Source organism: Mucilaginibacter sabulilitoris, from assembly GCF_034262375.1.
GTDB classification, from domain to species: Bacteria; Bacteroidota; Bacteroidia; order Sphingobacteriales; family Sphingobacteriaceae; genus Mucilaginibacter; species Mucilaginibacter sabulilitoris.
Genome location: NZ_CP139558.1, coordinates 494,115 through 514,995 on the forward strand (window position 1 = coordinate 494,115; position 20,881 = coordinate 514,995).

Below are 20,881 nucleotides of genomic sequence, written 5' to 3' on the forward strand. Positions count from 1 at the left end.
CCGCTGTAACGGTACCCAATTACAAGTCTTCTGAAACCAATATTTAAGTAACCTAAACACTAAATTATGAAAAAAAATGCTTACCGCGCAGGTAACAGGCGGTTGCAATACTTTTTAATAATATTTCTGATAACCAATTACATACTGATAATCATATCGTCGGGTCCGGCTTTTTCAAAAAGCCTGTCCGATAATAAAACGGAACCTCCAATATCCATTACCGGCCGTGTAACCGATTCAAAAGGCGGTCCGTTGCCGGGCGTTAGTGTGAAAGTAAAAGGCGCTCAAATTGGCGTTATTACTGACCCTGACGGAAAGTTTACCATTAAGGTCCCCGACACTAATGCCGTATTGGTATTCTCATTTATAGGGTTTGTTTCAACAGAGGTGCCGGTTGGCGACCGCGTAAACATCAGCGTTGTACTCAAGGAGTCGGCTACCGACTTAAATGAGGTAATTGTAACGGGTTATGGCCAGTCGGCAACCAAACGCGATTTAACCGGGGCGATATCAACCATCACCGCAAAACAAATTGAAGAGCGGCATCCCATAAACCTGATAGATGCGCTGCAATCGCAGGCATCGGGCGTACTGGTTACCAATGATTCGGGCGAACCCGGCGCTACAGGTTCTATCCAGATACGGGGAGGATCTACATTTTCATCTGCGGGTAACGCGCCCCTGTTTGTAATTGATGGCATTTTAAGTCAAAATGCCGATAACGTAAATCCTAACGATATACAGTCTATCGAAGTATTAAAAGATGCAGCGTCTGCCGCTATCTATGGTTCACAGGCTGCCAATGGCGTTATATTAATTACCACCAAACGCGGACAGATTGGCAAACCACTCATTAACGCGCAATATGCACGAATTTTTGGAGAAATGGCATACAAGCTGCAACAGCCAAACTCCAAAGATTTACGTGTTGAACGAAATCTGTACAATGGCAACAGCCCGGATAAACCCACTACAACAAACGATTCGCTTAATGTGGTTTTTAATTCTGATAACGATAACCAGGATGTTATTACCCAACTGGCTAAAAGAGATATTCTTGATTTTGGAGTTAGCGGCGGCGAAAAAAGCATTCAATACTATTCAAGCCTCCGGTATATCAATGACCAGGGCTTAATAGTTAACAGTTATTCTAAAACATTACAGGCCCGTTTTAACCTCGATTACCAGGTATCGCCGCGGTTTAAATACAGCAACCGCCTGTCATTTGGTTATAACACCAACAACAATATTAACGAAGGTAATACCATAAACCAGGCATTTCAGCGGCCGTCAAATTTAGCTTTGTACTATCCGGATGGTACTTTAACCGGTTATATCAGCGGGCGCCGCAATCAGTTAACAGTTGCACTATTGGAAATTAATGTTACCGATACTTATACCGGCGACCTGTTTAACCAGATTGATTATACCATTAGCAAAGACCTTAAGCTAACCAATAACTTTGATTTTGGTCTGTCGTCGCCTCACAATGTTTTTTTCGATCCTAAGCTGCTGAGCAGCGCCACCCCAACTGTAAATTCCGGAAAAGAAAGTTTCGCCGTTAATACTAACTGGGCCTATCAGGGTTTTTTAAATTATAATAAAACGCTGGGCCAGGATCATTCCATATCAGTTGTAGCCGGGGTAAGTGCCGAAAAAACAAATAATAACAGTTTTAAAATAGCTGGCTCTAACTATGCTAATGAAAGTATATATACTTCAAACGTTGCTGGTACCATCGATTTAACTAATACCGGTACCAATGCAGGATCAACCAGTCGCGAATCACTGTATGCGCGTGCAATCTATAATTATAAAAGCCGCTATATATTAAGTGCGGTTTATCGCAGGGATGGATCATCAAAATTTGGTTCATCAAATCAGTACGGTAATTTTTATGGTTCATCTGCCGCCTGGCGATTTTCAGACGAATCATTCATGGCCTGGAGCAAGGGTTTTTTGGGCGATGCAAAGCTGAGGCTAAATTATGGCGAAGTGGGGAATGACCGTATACCGGCCAACTCCAACCTGCTCATCTATACTTTTGGATCTTCTTTTTACAATGCTATCAATGGCGTGGTTTTGAGTAACCAGTTTGGCAATACACAATTAAAATGGGAAAGCAATATTCAAAAAGGTATCGGCCTTGATCTGCAGTTTTTTAATTCCCGCTTAAATATTACTGCTGATTATTATCAAAAGATCACGAAAAACTTGCTTTATCAGCGCAATATCCCGGTTGAAACCGGCTTTACCAATGTATATGTAAATGTTGGCGATATCACCAATAAGGGGTATGAATTCTCTGTAAACGCCACACCCATTGCAAGCAAAAAATTCAGCTGGAATATTTCTGCCAATATGTCTATCGAACGCAATCAGATCAAAAGCCTGTATAATCACCAGCCGTTTCTGGCTACATCGGGCGGGGCCACCTACCAGATTCAGGAGGGCGGAAAGATTGGTGATTTTTATGGATATAAAGGATTGGGCGTTTACCAGTACGATGCATCAAATGCTTACGATGGTAACTGGAACAGGTTAACTCCTGTAGGGGTTTCGGCAGATGGTAAAACCGCCTCAGGTTATACCTTAAATGGCCAAAATTATGCAGGAACCGTACATCACATGTATGCCGGAGGCGCCTTATTGCTGGGAGGAGATATGATATTTGATAATGTTCAGAAAGATAGTGTAATAGATGCCAACGACCGGCAAATTATAGGTAACGCGCAGCCTTCATTTTATGGTGCTATCATTAATACACTTAATTATAAACAGTTTAGTTTATCATTTACGTTTAATACCGTTTGGGGTGGCGAAGCCTATAATAGTCCAAGACAAACATTAAATAACCTGGCCACATCCGGTATTGTTGCCGATAATAATACCACTTACAATTCCTGGAAAAATCAGGGCGATATTACCGATATACCCTACATGGGCCGCCGAAACTCTATCGCTAACTTTCCGGGAACGCAGACCCGCTTTCTGGAAAACACCTCGTTTATAAGGTTAAGTTATGCCAAATTTACCTATAACCTACCAGCCAATATTGCCTCACGTATTAAGCTGAAAAATATCGGGGCTTATGTGTATGGGGCCAACCTGCTCACCTGGACAAACTACTCCTGGTATGATCCTGAATTTTCTTCAAGCTCGGCATTAACACCGGGCAACGACAATGGCCGCTATCCGCGCCGGCGCGAATTTGGGTTTGGACTAAATGTTAATTTTTAAAATGAATGTACTCATGAAAAAAATATTATGTATTACTTTTTTGATGCTTTCCATATCGCTGTTTAGCTGTAAAAAGTTATTGGATCAGCCTCCTAAAAGTCAATTGGCAGCCAGTGAATTCTGGAAAACATCTGATGATGCAAAGGCCGGTATAGCCGGCATCTATGACGGTATCCAGGATATGTTTAGCAGCCAGTATATTTATTGGGGCGACGGCCGGACAGATAATTTTACTTATCACCCTACCTATAATGACGCGCTGCCACTGGCCTTAAATGTTTTAACGCCTACTACCAATGGGTCCGACTGGACATTGATATATGCCACTATAGGCAGGGCAAACTTTGCCATCAAATATATCCCTTTGATAGAGGGCATCGACCCGGTTTTATCAAAGGACTTGCAGGCGCAGGCCCTGGGGATAAGGGCATACTGTTATTTCTGGCTCATCAGGCTCTGGGGTAATGTACCGGTGTGGACCGAGCCCTATGAAGATTTGACCACAGACCCCTACAAAGCGGTAACACCGGCAGCAGATGTAGTGAAAAATGTGATCCTGCCCGATCTTTTAAAAGCCTATGACCTGTCTGACCATACCGCCGCTGTGGTTTGGAATTTAAATTCGGGTGGTATTGCTGCCATGCTAATGGATGTTTACATGTATAACCATGATTATAACAATGCTTTATTATGGTGCGATAATTTGTTTAAGCTGAACCGCTATAGTTTGGAAAGTACCGCTAATTGGAAAAACAACTTCATAGCTCCTACAAATACCAAAGAAAATATCTGGAGCCTCAACTGGGATTTTACTGTTGATGGGGGGAACAAAACCTCTGAGGAAATAGGTGCAGGTAATACCAACAGCGATTTTGCCGTTGATCCTGCTTTATGGACATATTTTACCACAACCACTACCGATATCAGAGGCGCTCAAAGTGTTGACTTTAAAGTGAATAATCACGATAAAATATTAAAATATTATGCCCCTAACCTGGATAAGAACGGTAATCAAATTTATCCTAATTCGCCCCAGGCTAATCTGTTTTTCCCGCTATATCGCCTGGCGGATATTTTCCTGATGCGCGCTGAGGCTTTAAACAGAACCGGCGATATGGTTAATGCTCTTTTGTATTTGAACATGGTACACACACGGGCAGGCCTGCCAGCTTACCAGGCAAGCGATTTTGCAAATGCCGATGCGATGCTTTATGGCAGCCCCGTTAATACCAACGGTATTTTACGTGAACGACAGCTGGAATTGTTCTGTGAGGCCAAGCGCTGGTTTGATTTGCAACGAAATGATATTATCATCACTATCATGGATCCGCAGATCAAGATCAGGCAAACGCTCCGCGGGATCCCGGCTACCGGTTTTGGCGATCCCCGCAAAATATTCTGGCCCATTGATCAGGATGTGCTGAACGCGAATACCAAACTCACTCAAAATCCACCTTATTAAATAAAATTATCTCCAATGAAAAAAATAAAACAAACTGCTATATGGTTTGCATTTGCAGGTCTTTTAATAAGTATGGCCGGCTGTAACCTGGCTGGGTTAAAAATGCAGGAAAGTGCCGACTACCATCCCTATGTGCTCGATCCGCATATTGATAAAACTACCTGGCAGTATATTAAAGATCGTAGTTACAACTTTGCCGGAAAAGACACCGTTTTTAAACTGATGCGCCAGGCAATTGAATACTCGGGCATTGATACTAATCTGTATATCAAAACCAACTGTACGTTTATACTGCTGCATAATGATGCTGTATACAGAACCACGGTTGTAAACAAAGTTGTTACCCCTACGGCCGATTGCTACTGGGGTAAATATCTGGTAAATGGTAAACCGGCTACAAAGTGGAGCGATTACCCCAAAGAGCAGGTGAAAAATTACCTCTTATATTTAATTGTACAGGGGGCATATTCATTTAATAACCTTACACCAAATAATGTTGTAGCCACCACACTTGAGCCGCTGAATTACGATCCGTTAAACCCCACCTCGGTAATGACGTTACGGGTTAATGACGATCAGAATTTTACCATGCGGTTAAATGATTTCTCCAATTCCGTGGCCTACGTAAGTGTACGTACCAGTAATATTTTAGCGGTAAATGGAGCTATTCAGGTAATTGACAGGGTACTTTTTTATCAAGCTAAATAATCCGGATGGAAAATCTATCTAATAAAGCAGTAACGCGCCGTAATTGGCTGGGTGCAATTGGTAAAGTATCGTTAGGAACAGGTTTGGTTGCCCTAACCTCAAATGCAGTAGGCTTTGAGCACAAGCAGGTAAAGTCCACGGGTAATGATATAGGCGCCCGCATATATAACATCCGTGATTTTGGTGCGAAAGGTGATGGTAAAACGCTGGATACCGCGGCAATACAGTCGGCAATTGATACCTGTAACAAAGAACAGGGGGGCACTGTGCTGGTACCTGCGGGAATATTTGTTATTGGAACTGTTGAGTTAAAAAGCAATGTTACACTACACATTGCAACGCAGGGGAAATTGCTGGGTAGTGCCGATGGTAAACAATACCACGCCAGCGCCGCTATCCCGCTTGATGGCGGCTGGACAATGGGCGACGGTAATGTTGGATTGATATTTGCCGCCAATGCAGAAAATATTACCATTGAAGGTAATGGTACCATTGACGGGCAGGGCGCGCAATTCCGCAGCGACACTAAGGGGGTGTTGCCCCCGGCTGGTATCACAGGCAATCATCGCCCGTATCATTTACTTTTTTATCAATGTAAAAATCTAACGGTGCGCGATATTTCGCTCATCAACAGTGCATATCATTCTGTGCGGGTTTGTATGTGCTCTTACGTAAAACTGGAAGGGCTGTATATCCGAGGTAAAGTGATACATAATAATGATGGGTTTCATTTTATTGGTAGCACCTATGTGCACGTTAGTAACTGTGATGTACAATGCCAGGATGATGCCTGCGCTTTATTTGGCAGCTGCAAATTTGTTACCGTATCTGATTGCTCCTTTAGCACACGATGGTCGGTGTTCCGTTTTGGAGGCGGCGAGGCCGAAAATATAGCTGTTTCCAATTGTCTCATTTATGAAACCTATGGCTGCCCTATAAAAATGCGCTGTTCGCCCGGATCAAGGTTTGAGAACATTTCATTTTCAAACCTGGTAATGAGGGATGTAACTGGCCCCATTTCCATAGGCCTGGGTAATGTGCAGTCATCAAGCGAGAACGGAAAAATGGCTACTCCCGGAATTATCCGGAATATTTCTTTTAATAATATCCATGCCACAGTGGTAAAACCAGTTCCGCTTCGCGATTCAGAATTTGCCAGCAAGTATAATCCGGGAGAAGAATTTTCATGCGTTGTGCTGAATGGTGTGGATAAGGGGTTTTTAGAGCATATTTCTTTTGATGACGTTCATATAACTTTCCCGGGAGGCGGTACTGCCGAACAGGCTGCGGTAAGGGATGTGCCCAAAGTCGCGGGCGAATATTATCAGATCGGCGTTCCGCCGGCTTACGGCATGTATGCCCGGAATGTTCGCGGCTTAACGCTACATAACGTAAGGTTTACTATGGCCAGTCCTGATTTGCGCCCAGCCCTCATCCTGGATAATACAGATGACGTAGCTATAAACGGATTTAGTGCGCAGGGGCAAAAAAGCGCTGAGTCGCTATTGCGTTTTATCAACTCCCGCGATGTCCTGGTAAGTGGTATGCGATTATTAACACCTGTAACTAATCTGCTGCAGGCAGAGGGTAAGGAGTGCAATAATATAAAAATAGATGGAGGTGATATTTCCAAAGCTGGCAAAGCGTTAGTGTTGGCCTCCGGGGCATTGGCACAGGCAGTAAGGATAAAGGACTGATAAATGGCAGATCAAAAAGCGGGTTGTAACAATAATGATAGGGTCAATTGAGTGTATTAATTAGCTTTTTTGTGTAATTAACCTCTTGAAAAATAAGCCGATGTTAGTGGCGTCATACTCTTTTTATCACCAGAAAAACTTATAATAATGTATAAAGAATATTTAAAAACAGGCAGGGCCGGGTTAGCAATTGCTCTCGTTATGTTTTTGTCGGTAAGCTCAAAAGTGCTTTTAGCAGATACTATTACGGTTTCGTCTATTGCTGATCTGCAAAAAGCGATCAACAATGCAAAGCCTGGTGATCAGATCATGCTGACTGACGGGATTTATACCACTACCGAAGATATTACTATTCATCAGCAAGGTACACATGATAAACCAATCACTGTTACCGCTCAGCACAAAGGAGCAGCTGAAATTACCGGAAAAGGAGGGTTTAGTTTAATGAGCCCGGCGGCTTACATCACCATACGTGGGTTTAAGTTTACACATGCTGCCAGCAGGGCTAAAACAGGTATTGGCACAAGTTATTGCCGTTTTACTCAAAATGTTTTTGAAACTCCCGGCGACGGGGAAGATCTGACGGTTGCAGGCAGCGATCAGGAAATTGATTATAATACCTTTCAAAATAAAAATGCCATGGGACGGTTTATCGCTATACGGGGCGAAGGCAAACAAATAGCCCAGCGATTACATATCCATCATAATTATTTCAGCAATCAGGCCAGTCAGGGCGGCAAAAACGGCGCGGAAACGCTTCAGTTTGGGTTGAGTGGTTTTAGCTTGTCATCAAGCAATAGTATTGTGGAGTACAATTTATTTGAAAGGTGTGAAGGTGAGAATGAATTGATCTCGGTTAAGGCCTCTGCAGTAACGCTCAGGTATAATACTATTCGCGATTGTCCTGCTCAGTTTACTTTACGCCATGGTAATAAGAATGTAGTTAATGCCAATTACTTCTTTAACACACCGGGTTTACGCATCTTCGGCGACGATCACCTGATCTGCAATAATTATTTTGAAGGCTGCAGCCAGGCCATTGTTATTGGTAATGGCGATGGCGAAGTTGCCGACGGTGCGCAGTTAACCGCTCATGACCGCCCCGACAGGGTGCTGATAGCGTTTAATACGTTGATTGACAATAAGGAAAATATTGTTCAAACCAGCCGCAAAAATGGCATGGGGGCTACTTATGTTACGGTGGCTGATAACATTATTCAGGGCGGCGGACCGGCAGCGGTTATTTCAGGGCCTTATACCAACCCGAAATGGATCGGAAACATATTATTTAATGTGAAAGATGCAGGTAATATGCCGGATGATAGTTATAAAACAGCTGATCCTGAACTGGTTAAAACAACACAGGGAACATATCATATCCAACCGGGAAGCCCGGCTATTGATCATGGTACAGGTGCTTACCCGGGCATTACTACCGATATGGACGGTCAGCCCCGTACCGGAACGCCCGATACTGGCGCAGATGAGCAAAGTAGCGCACCCGTTAAAGCTTATGCGCTTAAACCGGCCGATGTAGGTTATAATGCCAAACAGGAATAAAAGCATGAAGAAGATTATTGTATTTGTAGCTGGTTGGTTAACAATCATTAACGCTTATGCGCAAAAGGGCGAAAGCCAGTGGGTGTATCGTGGTAAGGATGGCAAACTGACGTATAAAACCACTCCGGCGGGCGACAAGATCATGGATTTTTCCCATGCTGGTTATTCGGGCGGCGGCGTGGCATTGCCTGTTGTTCCGGTAAAACGGGTGGTAAAACCATCAGGAGGAAATGACGACACCCCGTTAATTCAAAAAGCTATAGATGAAGTGGCGGCGATGCCTTTGCAAAATGGATTCAGGGGCGCTGTGGAACTGGCCCCGGGAACTTTTACCTGTTCAGGTCCTGTTATCCTGTCGGCAAGCGGTATCGTATTACATGGCAGTGGAAGCGGGCCGGACGGCACCACCATAAAAATGGCTGGCGACAACCACACTGCCATAGTAATTGGCCGTGGAAACACTAAAGTGCCGTTAGGAAAAACGGAAAGGTCAGACAGCGGGGAGGTTAATGCAGCCCATACTTTAATTACAGATACTTATGTACCGTCGGGAGCAGTGTCATTTACTGTTGCCGATGCTTCAGGACTGGCCTTAGGTGATACTATTGCTATCATCAGGCCGGTAACAGAAAACTGGGTTCATTTTATGGAAATGGATAATATGTGGCGCGACGGCAAGAAGCAAACATGGCTTAAAGTAGGTGCCAGGGGCGTTACCAAAAGAAAGGTAACAGCTATTACAGGCAACAAGTTAACCATTGATATTCCTCTTGCAGACTCTTATGATTCTAAATTTTTAACCCAGCCGGGTGTAACGGTTATGAAGCTAAAATCAGCGCCAAGGGTAACCAATGTTGGTGTTGAATTTCTGCATATCCAATGCCCCCCGCTTGAAATTGATTATGGGCACGCGCCGTATGCCGGGATCCGAGTAGGAGGCGATGACTGCTGGGTTAAAGATGTTTATTGCGAAGAAACCATGAATACTACGGTATTGGCCGGCAATAGGATCACGATGGAAAAGGTTATCGTAAAGCACACCTATGCTAACCTTGGCGCATCCAAGCCAACGGATTTTAGTTTGGAAGGCAGTGAAAACCTGATAGACCGGTGCGAAATTACAGGCGGCAACATGTATTTTGTATGGACATCCTCCTTAATTCCAGGGCCTAACGTTTTACTCAATTGCACGTTCAGGGGCATTGGCAGCAGGATTCAGCCACACCAGCGATGGTCAACCGGGCTGCTGGTTGATAACTGTACAGTGCCCGATGGGGGTATAGACTTTATGAACCGTGGTATTGCCGGATCCGGCCATGGCTGGACGATGGGTTGGGCCGTTGCCTGGAACTGTGTTGCAAAAACATATATTATTCAAAACCCGCCCGGAGCGGTAAACTGGGCTATTGGTTGTATTGGCAAACGGGAACAAACCGGGCGGCTGTTTGATAAAAACCCTGTTTTACCCGATGGCAACTTTGATTCGCATGGTGCCCCGGTAGCAATACAGAGTCTTTATCTGGCCCAATTAGCAGAACGGTTAGGTAATAAAAGCTTAAGAAACATAGGATATGCAGCTAATACGGCCGGTATGTTTCCTAATAAACAAGTGAAAGCTTTTTCGGTTAAAACAGACCGGGACAAAGTATTAGGTTTAAACCTGGCATTAAACAGGCCGGTAAATACAAGCAGTAGCGCCCGCAATTTTGGAGGTGAAAAAGCCCTTGATGGTATTGCAGACACTTATTGGCGTACTAATGATAATGTAACAAAAGCCACTTTTGAAGTTGATATGGAGGGCCCTGTAAACATAAACACCGCGCAGTTGAGTGAGGCTTTGGGGCAGCATATAGATGAATATAAAATTGAAGCCCAGCTTGACAGTGAATGGAAATTACTATGGCATGGAACCACGATAGGAAAAAACCTGATTGTTAAATTTCCTGCAACCACTGCCTGGAAAGTAAAATTAACCATACTTAAAGCCAGAAATTACGTGACCATAAACCATTTTGGCTTATACCTGCAAAGCGAAAATCAAGAGAAGAAAATATAATTATCGTATAGCTGTTAAATCGATAACGGCAAAAAGGCTACTCCTCAAAGCCCATGCAACTTAAACAGGTCACGAAAACGTTTTCGTAGATTATCAGAGATCAATGTGGTACCAAACACAGCCGGCCTTGTATTGTATGGTATGAGCTGCAAAAACGCGTGCTCATAACCAATTATACAAATGTATTCACAAATGGCTGGCAAGAGATTTTGCCTTTTGTTTGCATATAAACGTTTTTAATATAAAAACTACTTAATTATCATTATAAACCACAGCAGATAATGCTGAAAAATAAAACCTTATGAGAAAATTTTTTATTGCTTGTTTATTACTGATCTTTTTTGCCCCCACCGTTTTTGCTCAAAAAGAACTTTCGCGCGATGAACGTATGAAGTGGTGGCGTGAAGCCCGTTTCGGAATGTTTATACATTGGGGCGATTATGCCCAACTGGGGGGGATGTACAAAGGGTACCAGATTGGTCATGGCGGCGAATGGATCATGAACCGTGCTAAAATACCAGTGGCTGAGTATCAGCAATACGCCAAAAAATTTAATCCTGTAAAATATAACGCCGATGCCTGGGTAAAACTCGCAAAAGAGGCCGGTATGAAATACATTGTAATAACCGCAAAGCACCATGACGGTTTTGCCATGTTTAAATCAAACGCCAGTAAATGGAATATCGCGGATGCCACACCTTACGGAAAAGATGTTTTAAAACCATTGGCCGAGGCGTGCAGAAAATATGGTATTAAACTTGGGTTTTATTATTCACAGGCACAAGACTGGAATAACCCGGGCGGCGCCGCTGCCCGTAAAGTAAGCAGCGAGGGGTGGGCAAATCCCGATTCGGCCAAAATAGACGCGTACACTAAAGACCATAGTGGCCATTGGGACCCCGCACAAACTTCGGCTACCATGGCCGACTATATTGACAGGGTCGCGGTTCCGCAGGTAAAAGAATTGCTTACTAACTATGGAGAAGTTGCTGTTATATGGTGGGACACTCCAACTAATATGACCGATGAGTTTGCTCAAAAACTTCATGACCTGTTAAAACTTCAGCCCAATATTATAAGTAATGACCGGCTTAAACGCCCCAATTTCGCAGGTGATTATAAAACACCCGAGCAGAAAATCCCTAACCTGAGCGAGCTTGACGGAAAAGATTGGGAAACCTGCATGACCATGAATGGAACCTGGGGTTATAAAAGCTATGATCATAAATGGAAAACGCCGGAAACACTGATCCATAACCTGATTGATATTGCTTCAAAAGGCGGAAATTACCTGTTAAATGTTGGTCCAACTGCCGAGGGTGAGTTTCCGCAGGAAAGCATCGCTTCTTTAAAAGAGATGGGCGCATGGATGAAGGTAAACGGTGAGGCCATTTATGCTACAAAAGCAAGTCCGTTACAGCCATTAAACTGGGGGCGTTGTACACTTAAGCCTGCGGGAAAAAATACTGTTCTTTATTTTTCTGTATTTAATTGGCCTACAGATGGTAAGTTGGTTATCCCGGGATTGAAAAATGAAATTATTAGCGCCAAAATGCTTGCCGGTGGAGCCGCGTTAAAAACCGAAAAAACAAACGATGGTCTGCTCATTAATGTGCCTGATAAGGGTACAGATAATATTGCTACTGTAGTTAAGGTAGAAATAAAAGGAACAGTAGAGGGTCCGGCCGGCACATCAAACGGTAAAATGAAAAGCGGTTCAATTGATTAACCGGTTAAAACCTGTCTGCAACAAAATATATTGAAATGAAGCCCCAATTACTAAAAGTATCCGCTGGCCCTGCTCAATCCTTTAGCGTAAGGCAAGATATGGCTCCCTGCATCAACAACCGCTGGCATTATCATCCGGAGGTTGAGCTAATCCATTTTGAAAAGGGTAGTGGAACGCAATTCATAGGAGATAACATCCGGCAGTTTAAAACGGGTGATATCGTGATGGTAGGGGCTTACCTGCCTCATTACTGGCGGTTTGATGATATGTACTTTTCTCAGGAGGATCATGCCGCGGTTGATATCAGGGTAGCCCATTTTTGTGAAAACTTTTGGGGAAATGATTTTTTGCAATTGCCCGAAAACAAGATGATCAAAACCGTTCTTGAAAAAGCCCGGCGCGGAATACAAATTACCGGCAAGGCCAAAAAAGTTATTGCCGGCATTATGGAAGAACTGCTTACGGCGGGAGGGGCTAAAAGAATATTTTTATTAATGGAAGCCTTAAATGTAATTGCGGAGTGTGACCATGTAAATAGTTTATCATCAATAGGGTTTAGCCCGAATGTTGAAGAATCGCGAAACGATTGCATCAATGTTATTTATGAATATTCGCTGGCAAACTTCAAAAATAAAATACACATGGGTGAGTTAGCCGACCTTGCAGGTATCAGTCCTAAATCCTTCTGCCGTTATTTTAAATCCCGTACGCACAAAACCTATTCAAAGTTTTTACTGGAGATCAAAGTCGGGCAGGCCTGTAAATTATTGATCGAAAATAAGCTGCCATTAAAGCAATTATGTTATGAAAGTGGGTTTAACAATTTTGCCAATTTTCATAAATATTTTAAGCTCATTACAGGTAAAAGCCCGTTAAATTATCAGAAAGAGTTTATCAGGACTAACCCCAAATTTTTGTATGAATAAGCTATGTCAGGTTCCTGATTTACCAGAAATCAGGAACCTGTGCTTTAAATACACCGCATTCAGGTACTACAAGCTCAACAGTATCATCCGCATAAAATAACATTAGCGAAAACGTTTGCGTATTTAAATTAAAATTCTTGTTATTCTGCCTAATTTATTTTTAATTTAGTTCAATCAATTATACACCAAGTAGTACTCGTTAACCATACGCAGAATGCTACAAAACCTTTTAATTTGTTAAATTAATAGATAAATAATGTAAATGTGCCTGCGTTTATTATAATACTTTACACCAACTAATATTAATAATATACACTAAGGCATGTTTTAATATGATAAATTACTATTTGATTTTAAACTTAACACATTCAAATGTTTGACGCTTATGCCTGAAACAATTTCAATAGCGGCGTTTCAAAATGGCGACAAGGAAGCTTTTAATCATGTTTTTAATATGTTTTATAAGCGTATTTGTTTTTTTGCAGCAGGAATTGTTAATGAAGACAGTGCTGAAGATATTGTTCAGGATGCTTTTATTAAATTGTGGGAACGCCGGAATAGTTTTGATAATTTAAATGCTATAAAGGCGTTTTTGTATTTAACCACAAAAAACAGCTGTATTAATACCTACAAACATCAAAAGGTTGTTGATAAATTTGAAAGTGCCCAGGTTGATATAATAGATGAATCGAACATCATTTTTCACTTAATTGAGGCAGAGGTATTAGAAGAGGTTCAACAGGCTGTACAACAATTACCGCAAAGTTATCGGAAGGTAATTTATCTCAGTTATTTTCAGGGGCTTAGCAATCAGGAAACTGCTGATCATCTAAATGTATCAATCAATACCGTAAAAACTCAAAAAGTACGGAGCCTGCGTATCCTGCGCGAAATATTAAAACATTCACCAACTGCTTTGGTGTTGCTGGTGCACAAAATTCTATAACATAACTTCTTTGCTTGTGTGCAATATCAGTTAAAAGGGTGCCCATCTTACCAAATATCTTCACTAAATAAAAAAAATTACATTAACTGTCACCCGTTAGTCAGGTGTGGTTGTTTGTATTATATCCAATGAGAAAAACCGAACGTGACTTTTACATCGCTGAGTTGATCAGCAAGCTTCTGAAAGGCGATATTTCGCCGGAGGAGGACTTATGGCTAAAAAATTGGGTAGAAGAAAGTGCGGTCAACCGAGCACATTTCGAAAAGCTAACCGATCAATCCTATCTGGAAAACCGGTTAAAGTACTGGAATGCCATTGATAAGGAGAAAGCATGGGATAAGCTTCAGCAAAAGCTGGAAGCAAAAGAGACAAAAGCACGTTTTAATTATCTGCCGTTGTTAAAATACGCGGCCATACTGATATTATTATCAACCGTTGGTATTTTGTTGTACCGGGAAAACAGTAAACATCTTCAAAAAGCGGTCAATCAATCTATAGTTCATAACCAGATCCGTCCGGGGAGTAACCACGCCATCCTTATTCTTGGCAATGGTGAAAAAATCACGCTAAAAAAACATGCTAAATTGTCAATAAGCGAAAACGATGGCACGGCAGTATCCAGTCAAAATGATGTGTTGGCTTATAAGCAGGATGAACGCCAGAGCGGTGTTGATCAAAAATTGGTATATAATACCATTATGGTCCCACGCGGCGGAGTGTACCAGCTTATATTGGCCGATGGCTCAAAGGTTTGGATGAACTCTGCTTCCTCTTTACGCTACCCTACAGCATTCTCCGGAAAAGACCGGCGGGTATATTTAACCGGGGAAGCTTACTTTGAAGTTGCAAAAAATGCCCGCATGCCGTTTATTGTAAAAACAAATAAGGCCGAAGTGCAGGTATTGGGTACGCATTTTAATGTAATGGCCTATGATGATGAAAGCAGCTGCAAAACCACACTTCTGGAAGGAGCCGTTAAGGTACAGTCATCGGCGGCGGTTAATGTGATTAAACCGGGGCAACAGGCTGTAATTGATATCCAGGGGCAACAGAAAATAAACAGCGATATTGATGTTGATGAAGAGTTGGCCTGGAAAAATGGCTTGTTCATTTTTAAAGATGCCGGTATCAAAGGCATTATGCAGCAGGCCTCAAGGTGGTATGATGTTGATGTGGTTTATGAAGGTAAAATACCCGAAATACAGTTTACCGGTCAAATGTCGCGCAAGGTTGATTTTTATGGATTTACCAACATCCTGAAATATGCCGGACTGAATTTTAATATCAAAGGTAAAACAGTAACTATAACCAAATGATCAGGCTAATGTGTGAGAAGATTATCCTGTGAATCATAATAATAAAAACCAGTTATTACTTAAATTAAAAACGATGAGAAAACAAATACCTGCCACACCGTAGAGGATTACACGCATCTGCGCGTATAATATAGAGGTACCTATCTGTAATACGCTTCATGAAACAATGATAAAAACCGGGAGGTGCTGTAACACTCCCCGGCTATATCTGGGCAACCCAATTATTCCTGAACAGCATAATTGAAAATTAATACGTTAACCCAAACTGTACAAAAGTATGAAATTCATTTCTAAGTCCGTACCGGGCAAGTGCCCCCTAATACCTAAAATTTTATTGGTTATGAAACTGATTGCCATCATGATGATAACCGCCCTGACCAGCGCGGGCGCTAAAAGCTTCAGTCAAACTGTCACGATTCATGAAAAAAATGTATCGATCAAAAAGGTTTTGGAATCCATTGAAAAACAAAGCGGTTACCATCTTATCCTGGTTAATGTAAAAGAGGATGTGGCCCGAATTAAGCTGCCAAATATTAATATAGATCGCGCCAAAGTTGAAGAGGCGCTAAATGCCTGCTTCCGCGATCTACCCATTACCTATAAAATTATACAGGAAACTATAGTGGTTAAACGCAAAGAGGAAGAGCTTAAAACACAACCGCGAGCCAGTATTGAAATACAGGGCAAAGTGGCTGATGAAAAGGGGCTGCCCCTAATAGGCGTTAATGTAAAAGTAAAAGGATCGACCACGGGCACTGTTACCGACACACAGGGTAAATATACAATTAAGGTACCTGATGAACAGGCGGTACTTGTATTTAGCTATGTGAGCTTTGAAACCCGGGAAGTAGCGGTAGGTACACAAACGCAGATCAATATTACCATGAAGGATGCAACCAACAACCTTAGTGAAGTGGTGGTAGTAGGATACGGAACCCAAAAGAAAGCCGATTTAACGGGCGCCATAGCTACCGTGAGCGGCACTGAGCTGAACAAGAGGGTTGCTACAGACCCTACACAATTATTACAGGGAAAACTGCCCGGGTTATCAGTTGTGCAGGGTTCTGGCGAGGCCGGTAATGAAGGTACAACCTTACGCATAAGGGGGAATGGTACTTTCAGCGGCGCTGGTAACTCTCCTTTTGTTATAGTTGATGGTTTGCCGGGTAGCCTTACAGCCCTTGATCCTCAAAATATTGAATCTGTAACGGTATTGAAAGACGCCGCATCCGCGTCTATATATGGTACCCGTGCCGCCAACGGGGTTATTCTGGTAACAACCAAACAAGGTAAAGAGGGTAAAATGCAACTGTCTTATGATTATAATTTAGGTATAACCAAAGCTACGGCCTTGCCCGATAACCTGATCTATAATTCGGTACAGTACATGACCCTTTGGAACCAGGCGGCTACTAATTCCAATTATCCAAACAAATTCACCAATGAACAAATCGCGCTTTATCAAAATGGGGCTGACCCTAAACTATACCCAAACTATAACTGGCTTGATGCCGTATTTAGCACCGTAAATGTACAAACACACCACCTGGGTATAACCGGGGGCAGTAATGGTACTACCTATAATGTGGGCCTGGGTTTTGTTGACCAGCCCGATGTGATGCTGGGGTACTATTATAAAAAATATAATATGCAGTTTAATTTAAATTCTAAATTAAGCAAGTGGGCCACATTTGGCTCAAGCATCACCTTAAATTACAGTGAAAGGGGATATACCTCAAGAGGCAGTCAAGATCAGTTTTTATCTACCCTGTCGCAGTCGCCAATGTATGGTCCTATACTGCCCGATGGTAGCGGCCGCTATGTAAATTCGGTATTTCCGAGCGTACAAACTCCCAATAAAAATCCGATAGCCATTGCTCAAAATGCCATTAATAAGCAAAATGACTATTATCTGCAAAGCAGTTTCTTCTTAAATATTCATCTCTTAAAAGGGCTGGAATGGCGGACAAATGGCGGTTTTAACTTTGATTATAATAAAACAAACGATTTTAAGCCGGTAATTTACCAGTACAATTGGTTTGCTAAACCAACAGATGCACCAGAGCGTACTTTAGATGTAAACGGCCAGGGTATTGACGTAACCGATAATAACTCATTTTATCCCATTGCTTACACCCAGCTTACTTATACAAAGTCGATCAATAACGAGCATAACTTTAAATTACTGGCGGGTACGCAGGTTGAATATAATAAATCGCAAAATTTAGAAGGCATCCGCAATTTGCCTTTTGCTACCAATACCTTACAGGAAATTGATGCAGGGCCGGTTGCATCACAATTAAATAACGGAACAAGTAACATCTATGCATTACACTCTTACTACGGACGATTAAATTACGATTATCAGGAAAAATACCTCCTGGAGGCCAACGCTCGTTATGACGCGTCGTCCCGCTTTCCCGCAAATAACAGATGGGCATTTTTCCCATCTGTTTCATTAGGCTGGGTAGCAACCAAAGAAAAATTTTTAACCAACTTAAGCTGGTTAAACAATTTAAAACTTCGCGGTTCTATAGGTAGTTTAGGCAATCAAAACATTGGTAACTACCCTTATCAGGAAACATATAATTTTAAGAGCTATTATAATAACAAAACCAGTTATGCTTATCCGTTTTCGGGCACAACAGTTACCAGTGGGTTAGTTAACAACTCTTTAACCAATCCCAATATAAAATGGGAAACAACACGGGTGTTTGATCTCGGTACCGATATTTCTGTACTCAATAACAAGCTGAGTCTAACGTTTGACTGGTATAACAAACTTACCTCCGGTATCCTCGAAAATGCCACACCGCTTACCCCATTATATTATGGTTTAAACGCGCCTACTATTAACTACGGCAAAATGAAAAACACGGGTATTGAAGCATCTTTTCAATACACAGACCGTTTTGGACAGGTTGGCTTTTCTTTTGGCGGAACCATACAGGCTAATAAAAACACACTGGTATCCTATGGCGCTCCGGCCCCAAACACCTCTACCAATACCATTAACCAGGAAGGGCAGCCCTATAACAGCTTTTACATGCTGAAATACGTAGGCATATTTCAATCGGCCGAAGAAATTGCCAATTCGCCAACACAGCAATATAACCCTCAACCCGGCTATGTGAAATATGCCGATACCAATGGTGATGGAAAAGTTGATGATAGCGACCGGGTAATTGTCCCCGGGGCATATCCTAAATTTGATTATTCCTTTAACACCGGGGCTACCTGGAAAAACTTTGACCTTACTGTTTTCTTTTATGGTTCATATGGCCAAAAGCTGTACGTAAACGGATGGGGAATACAGCCATTTAACCAGGGATCGCCGCCGCCTTCACAATGGCTAAACGCCTGGACACCAACTAACCACAGCTCTACCATGCCGCTGGTATATGTTTTGGGCCAAGGCAATATCAGCAGCAATGCTAATACAGCATCTACTTATTATTTGCAGGATGCTTCTTTTTTAAGGTTAAAGAACATTCAACTGGGTTATAATTTACCGCAAAAGTTTGCCAAACACGTATTCATGTCGGGCCTACGTATTTACTTCGCCGGCGATAACCTGTTCACGTTCACCAAATTCCCCGGGCTTGATCCGGAACGTGTTGCTTCAAATACCAGGTTCGTTACGCATCCGCAAAATCAGGTTTATTCTTTTGGCGTAAAGGCCACATTTTAACACCTATTATGAAAATGATTATGAAAACAGCAATAAAATATTTCATACCTGCTTTGATAGCCGCCAGTTTATTAGGGGCTTGTAAAAAGAATCTTTTAGATCAGAATCCCCCGGCTGATATTGGCAGTGGACTTTTCTGGAAAACACAAAATGATGCCGACCTCGCGCTGGCCGGTATTTATAGCTTTTTTATCCAGGGATTTAACTACACGGCTTCGGGTAATACCGGGCAGGGCTTTGGAGCAGGCACTCCTTATTGGGAAAGCCTTACCGATAACTCTTATAGCGGCGCTTATTCCAATATAGCGCAGGGTGCTATTACGCCCACTGTAGGCGGTTTGCAAACAGATGCCTATACCACCGCTTACCGGGCCATACAGGCTTGTAACACTTTTTTAGATAATATCAGAAAAGTTAACCTGCCATCGCCTACTTTATACCAGTACGTTGCCGAAGTTAGGTTTGTAAGGGCCTACTGGTATTTTATGCTTACCCAGCTTTACGGTGATGTGATTTTAACTACTCATCAAATAACCATAGATCCGGCAGGGCAAGTAGGGAGAACGCCAAAATCAGTGGTTACCGATACCATATTAAATGATTTAACTTTTGCTGCCAATAATCTGCCTAATACTGCATATAGCGGGCATGCGGTTAAAGGTTCGGCATTGGGTTATATGGTAAAGGTGTATTTGTCAAGGCACCAGTATCAGTTGGCGGCTACCACGGCTAATACGATAATTACAGATGGTAAATTCAGTATTTACACAGGTGGCTATAAAAACCTGTTTTTAAAACCCGGACAAAACGGTAATCCCGAAATTATGTTTTCCGGCCGTTATCAGGTGCCCACGGCTTTTAGTCCTGCCGAATATTTGTACACCTATAGCTCAAGCTTTCAGCCGTTAAATTATTTGGTAAATGATTACGAATGTACCGATGGACAGCCGATCACGACATCGCCTTTATATAATGCGGCAACTCCGTATGCTCACCGCGACCCAAGGTTACTGGCCACTATATTAACCCCGGGTGTTTTATACAAGGGGGGCATTCCGTTTGTTCCGGCAGCTATCGGCGCTACAGCGGGTTTCCTTAATAAAAAAGGTGTCGATTCTACCCGGGCCACTGTAATTGGTACTCAAAGCGATCAGGACTGGGTTTATTTAAGATATGCCGATGTACTATTAATGTATGCTGAGGCGCAAAATGAAATTGCGGGTCCCAGCCCCGATGTTTATACAGCCATCAACGCTGTCCGTACCCGGCCCGGTGTAAATATGCCACCTATTCCTTCAGGTCTTTCTCAATCTGATATGCGCGACCGTATCCGTCATGAAAGAAGAATAGAACTTGCCCTGGAAGGCCAGAGATATTTTGACCTGAAACGGTGGGCACTTGACAGGGTAATTATACCTACCATTAAAGACCCGAACGCGGCTCAGCGAACATTCCCGCTGCGCGATACCATTTGGCCGGTTCCGCAAACCGAAATTGATATTGCCAAAGCGGTAGGCAACAACGCCTTTAAACAAACCCCAGGTTATTAA

General features: G+C 42.5%; 12 protein-coding genes. All 12 read left to right on the forward strand.

What is annotated here, in order from left to right:
• Positions 1-66: 66 nt before the first annotated feature.
• The 12 genes from SNE25_RS02220 (at position 67) to SNE25_RS02275 (ending at position 20,881) form a co-directional block, all read left to right on the forward strand.
• On the forward strand, positions 67-3,240 hold the full coding sequence (locus tag SNE25_RS02220; RefSeq protein ID WP_321563460.1) for a SusC/RagA family TonB-linked outer membrane protein: 3,174 nt from the start codon (positions 67-69) through the stop codon (positions 3,238-3,240).
• A gap of 13 nt (positions 3,241-3,253) precedes the next feature.
• Positions 3,254-4,702, forward strand: coding sequence for a RagB/SusD family nutrient uptake outer membrane protein (locus SNE25_RS02225; RefSeq protein WP_321563461.1), 1,449 nt, complete (start codon positions 3,254-3,256; stop codon positions 4,700-4,702).
• 15 nt (positions 4,703-4,717) lie between these two features.
• Complete coding sequence (locus tag SNE25_RS02230) at positions 4,718-5,410, forward strand: fasciclin domain-containing protein (RefSeq protein WP_321563462.1); 693 nt, start codon at positions 4,718-4,720, stop codon at positions 5,408-5,410.
• Between the two features lie 5 nt (positions 5,411-5,415).
• Positions 5,416-7,107 (forward strand): glycoside hydrolase family 28 protein, encoded by a 1,692-nt coding sequence (locus tag SNE25_RS02235; RefSeq protein ID WP_321563463.1) that lies wholly within the window; start codon positions 5,416-5,418, stop codon positions 7,105-7,107.
• A gap of 147 nt (positions 7,108-7,254) precedes the next feature.
• Positions 7,255-8,667, forward strand: coding sequence for a polysaccharide lyase 6 family protein (locus SNE25_RS02240; RefSeq protein ID WP_321563464.1), 1,413 nt, complete (start codon positions 7,255-7,257; stop codon positions 8,665-8,667).
• Between the two features lie 4 nt (positions 8,668-8,671).
• Positions 8,672-10,723, forward strand: coding sequence for a discoidin domain-containing protein (locus SNE25_RS02245; protein WP_321563465.1), 2,052 nt, complete (start codon positions 8,672-8,674; stop codon positions 10,721-10,723).
• Positions 10,724-11,024: 301 nt separating this feature from the next.
• Positions 11,025-12,452 (forward strand): alpha-L-fucosidase, encoded by a 1,428-nt coding sequence (locus SNE25_RS02250; protein WP_321563466.1) that lies wholly within the window; start codon positions 11,025-11,027, stop codon positions 12,450-12,452.
• Between the two features lie 35 nt (positions 12,453-12,487).
• Positions 12,488-13,378 (forward strand): AraC family transcriptional regulator, encoded by an 891-nt coding sequence (locus SNE25_RS02255; protein WP_321563467.1) that lies wholly within the window; start codon positions 12,488-12,490, stop codon positions 13,376-13,378.
• Between the two features lie 385 nt (positions 13,379-13,763).
• Positions 13,764-14,324, forward strand: coding sequence for an RNA polymerase sigma-70 factor (locus SNE25_RS02260; RefSeq protein WP_321563468.1), 561 nt, complete (start codon positions 13,764-13,766; stop codon positions 14,322-14,324).
• Positions 14,325-14,452: 128 nt separating this feature from the next.
• Positions 14,453-15,640 (forward strand): FecR family protein, encoded by a 1,188-nt coding sequence (locus tag SNE25_RS02265; protein WP_321563469.1) that lies wholly within the window; start codon positions 14,453-14,455, stop codon positions 15,638-15,640.
• 340 nt (positions 15,641-15,980) lie between these two features.
• Positions 15,981-19,331 (forward strand): SusC/RagA family TonB-linked outer membrane protein, encoded by a 3,351-nt coding sequence (locus SNE25_RS02270; protein ID WP_321563470.1) that lies wholly within the window; start codon positions 15,981-15,983, stop codon positions 19,329-19,331.
• Between the two features lie 20 nt (positions 19,332-19,351).
• Entirely contained in the window at positions 19,352-20,881 is a 1,530-nt protein-coding gene (locus SNE25_RS02275) for a RagB/SusD family nutrient uptake outer membrane protein (protein ID WP_321563471.1), read from the forward strand.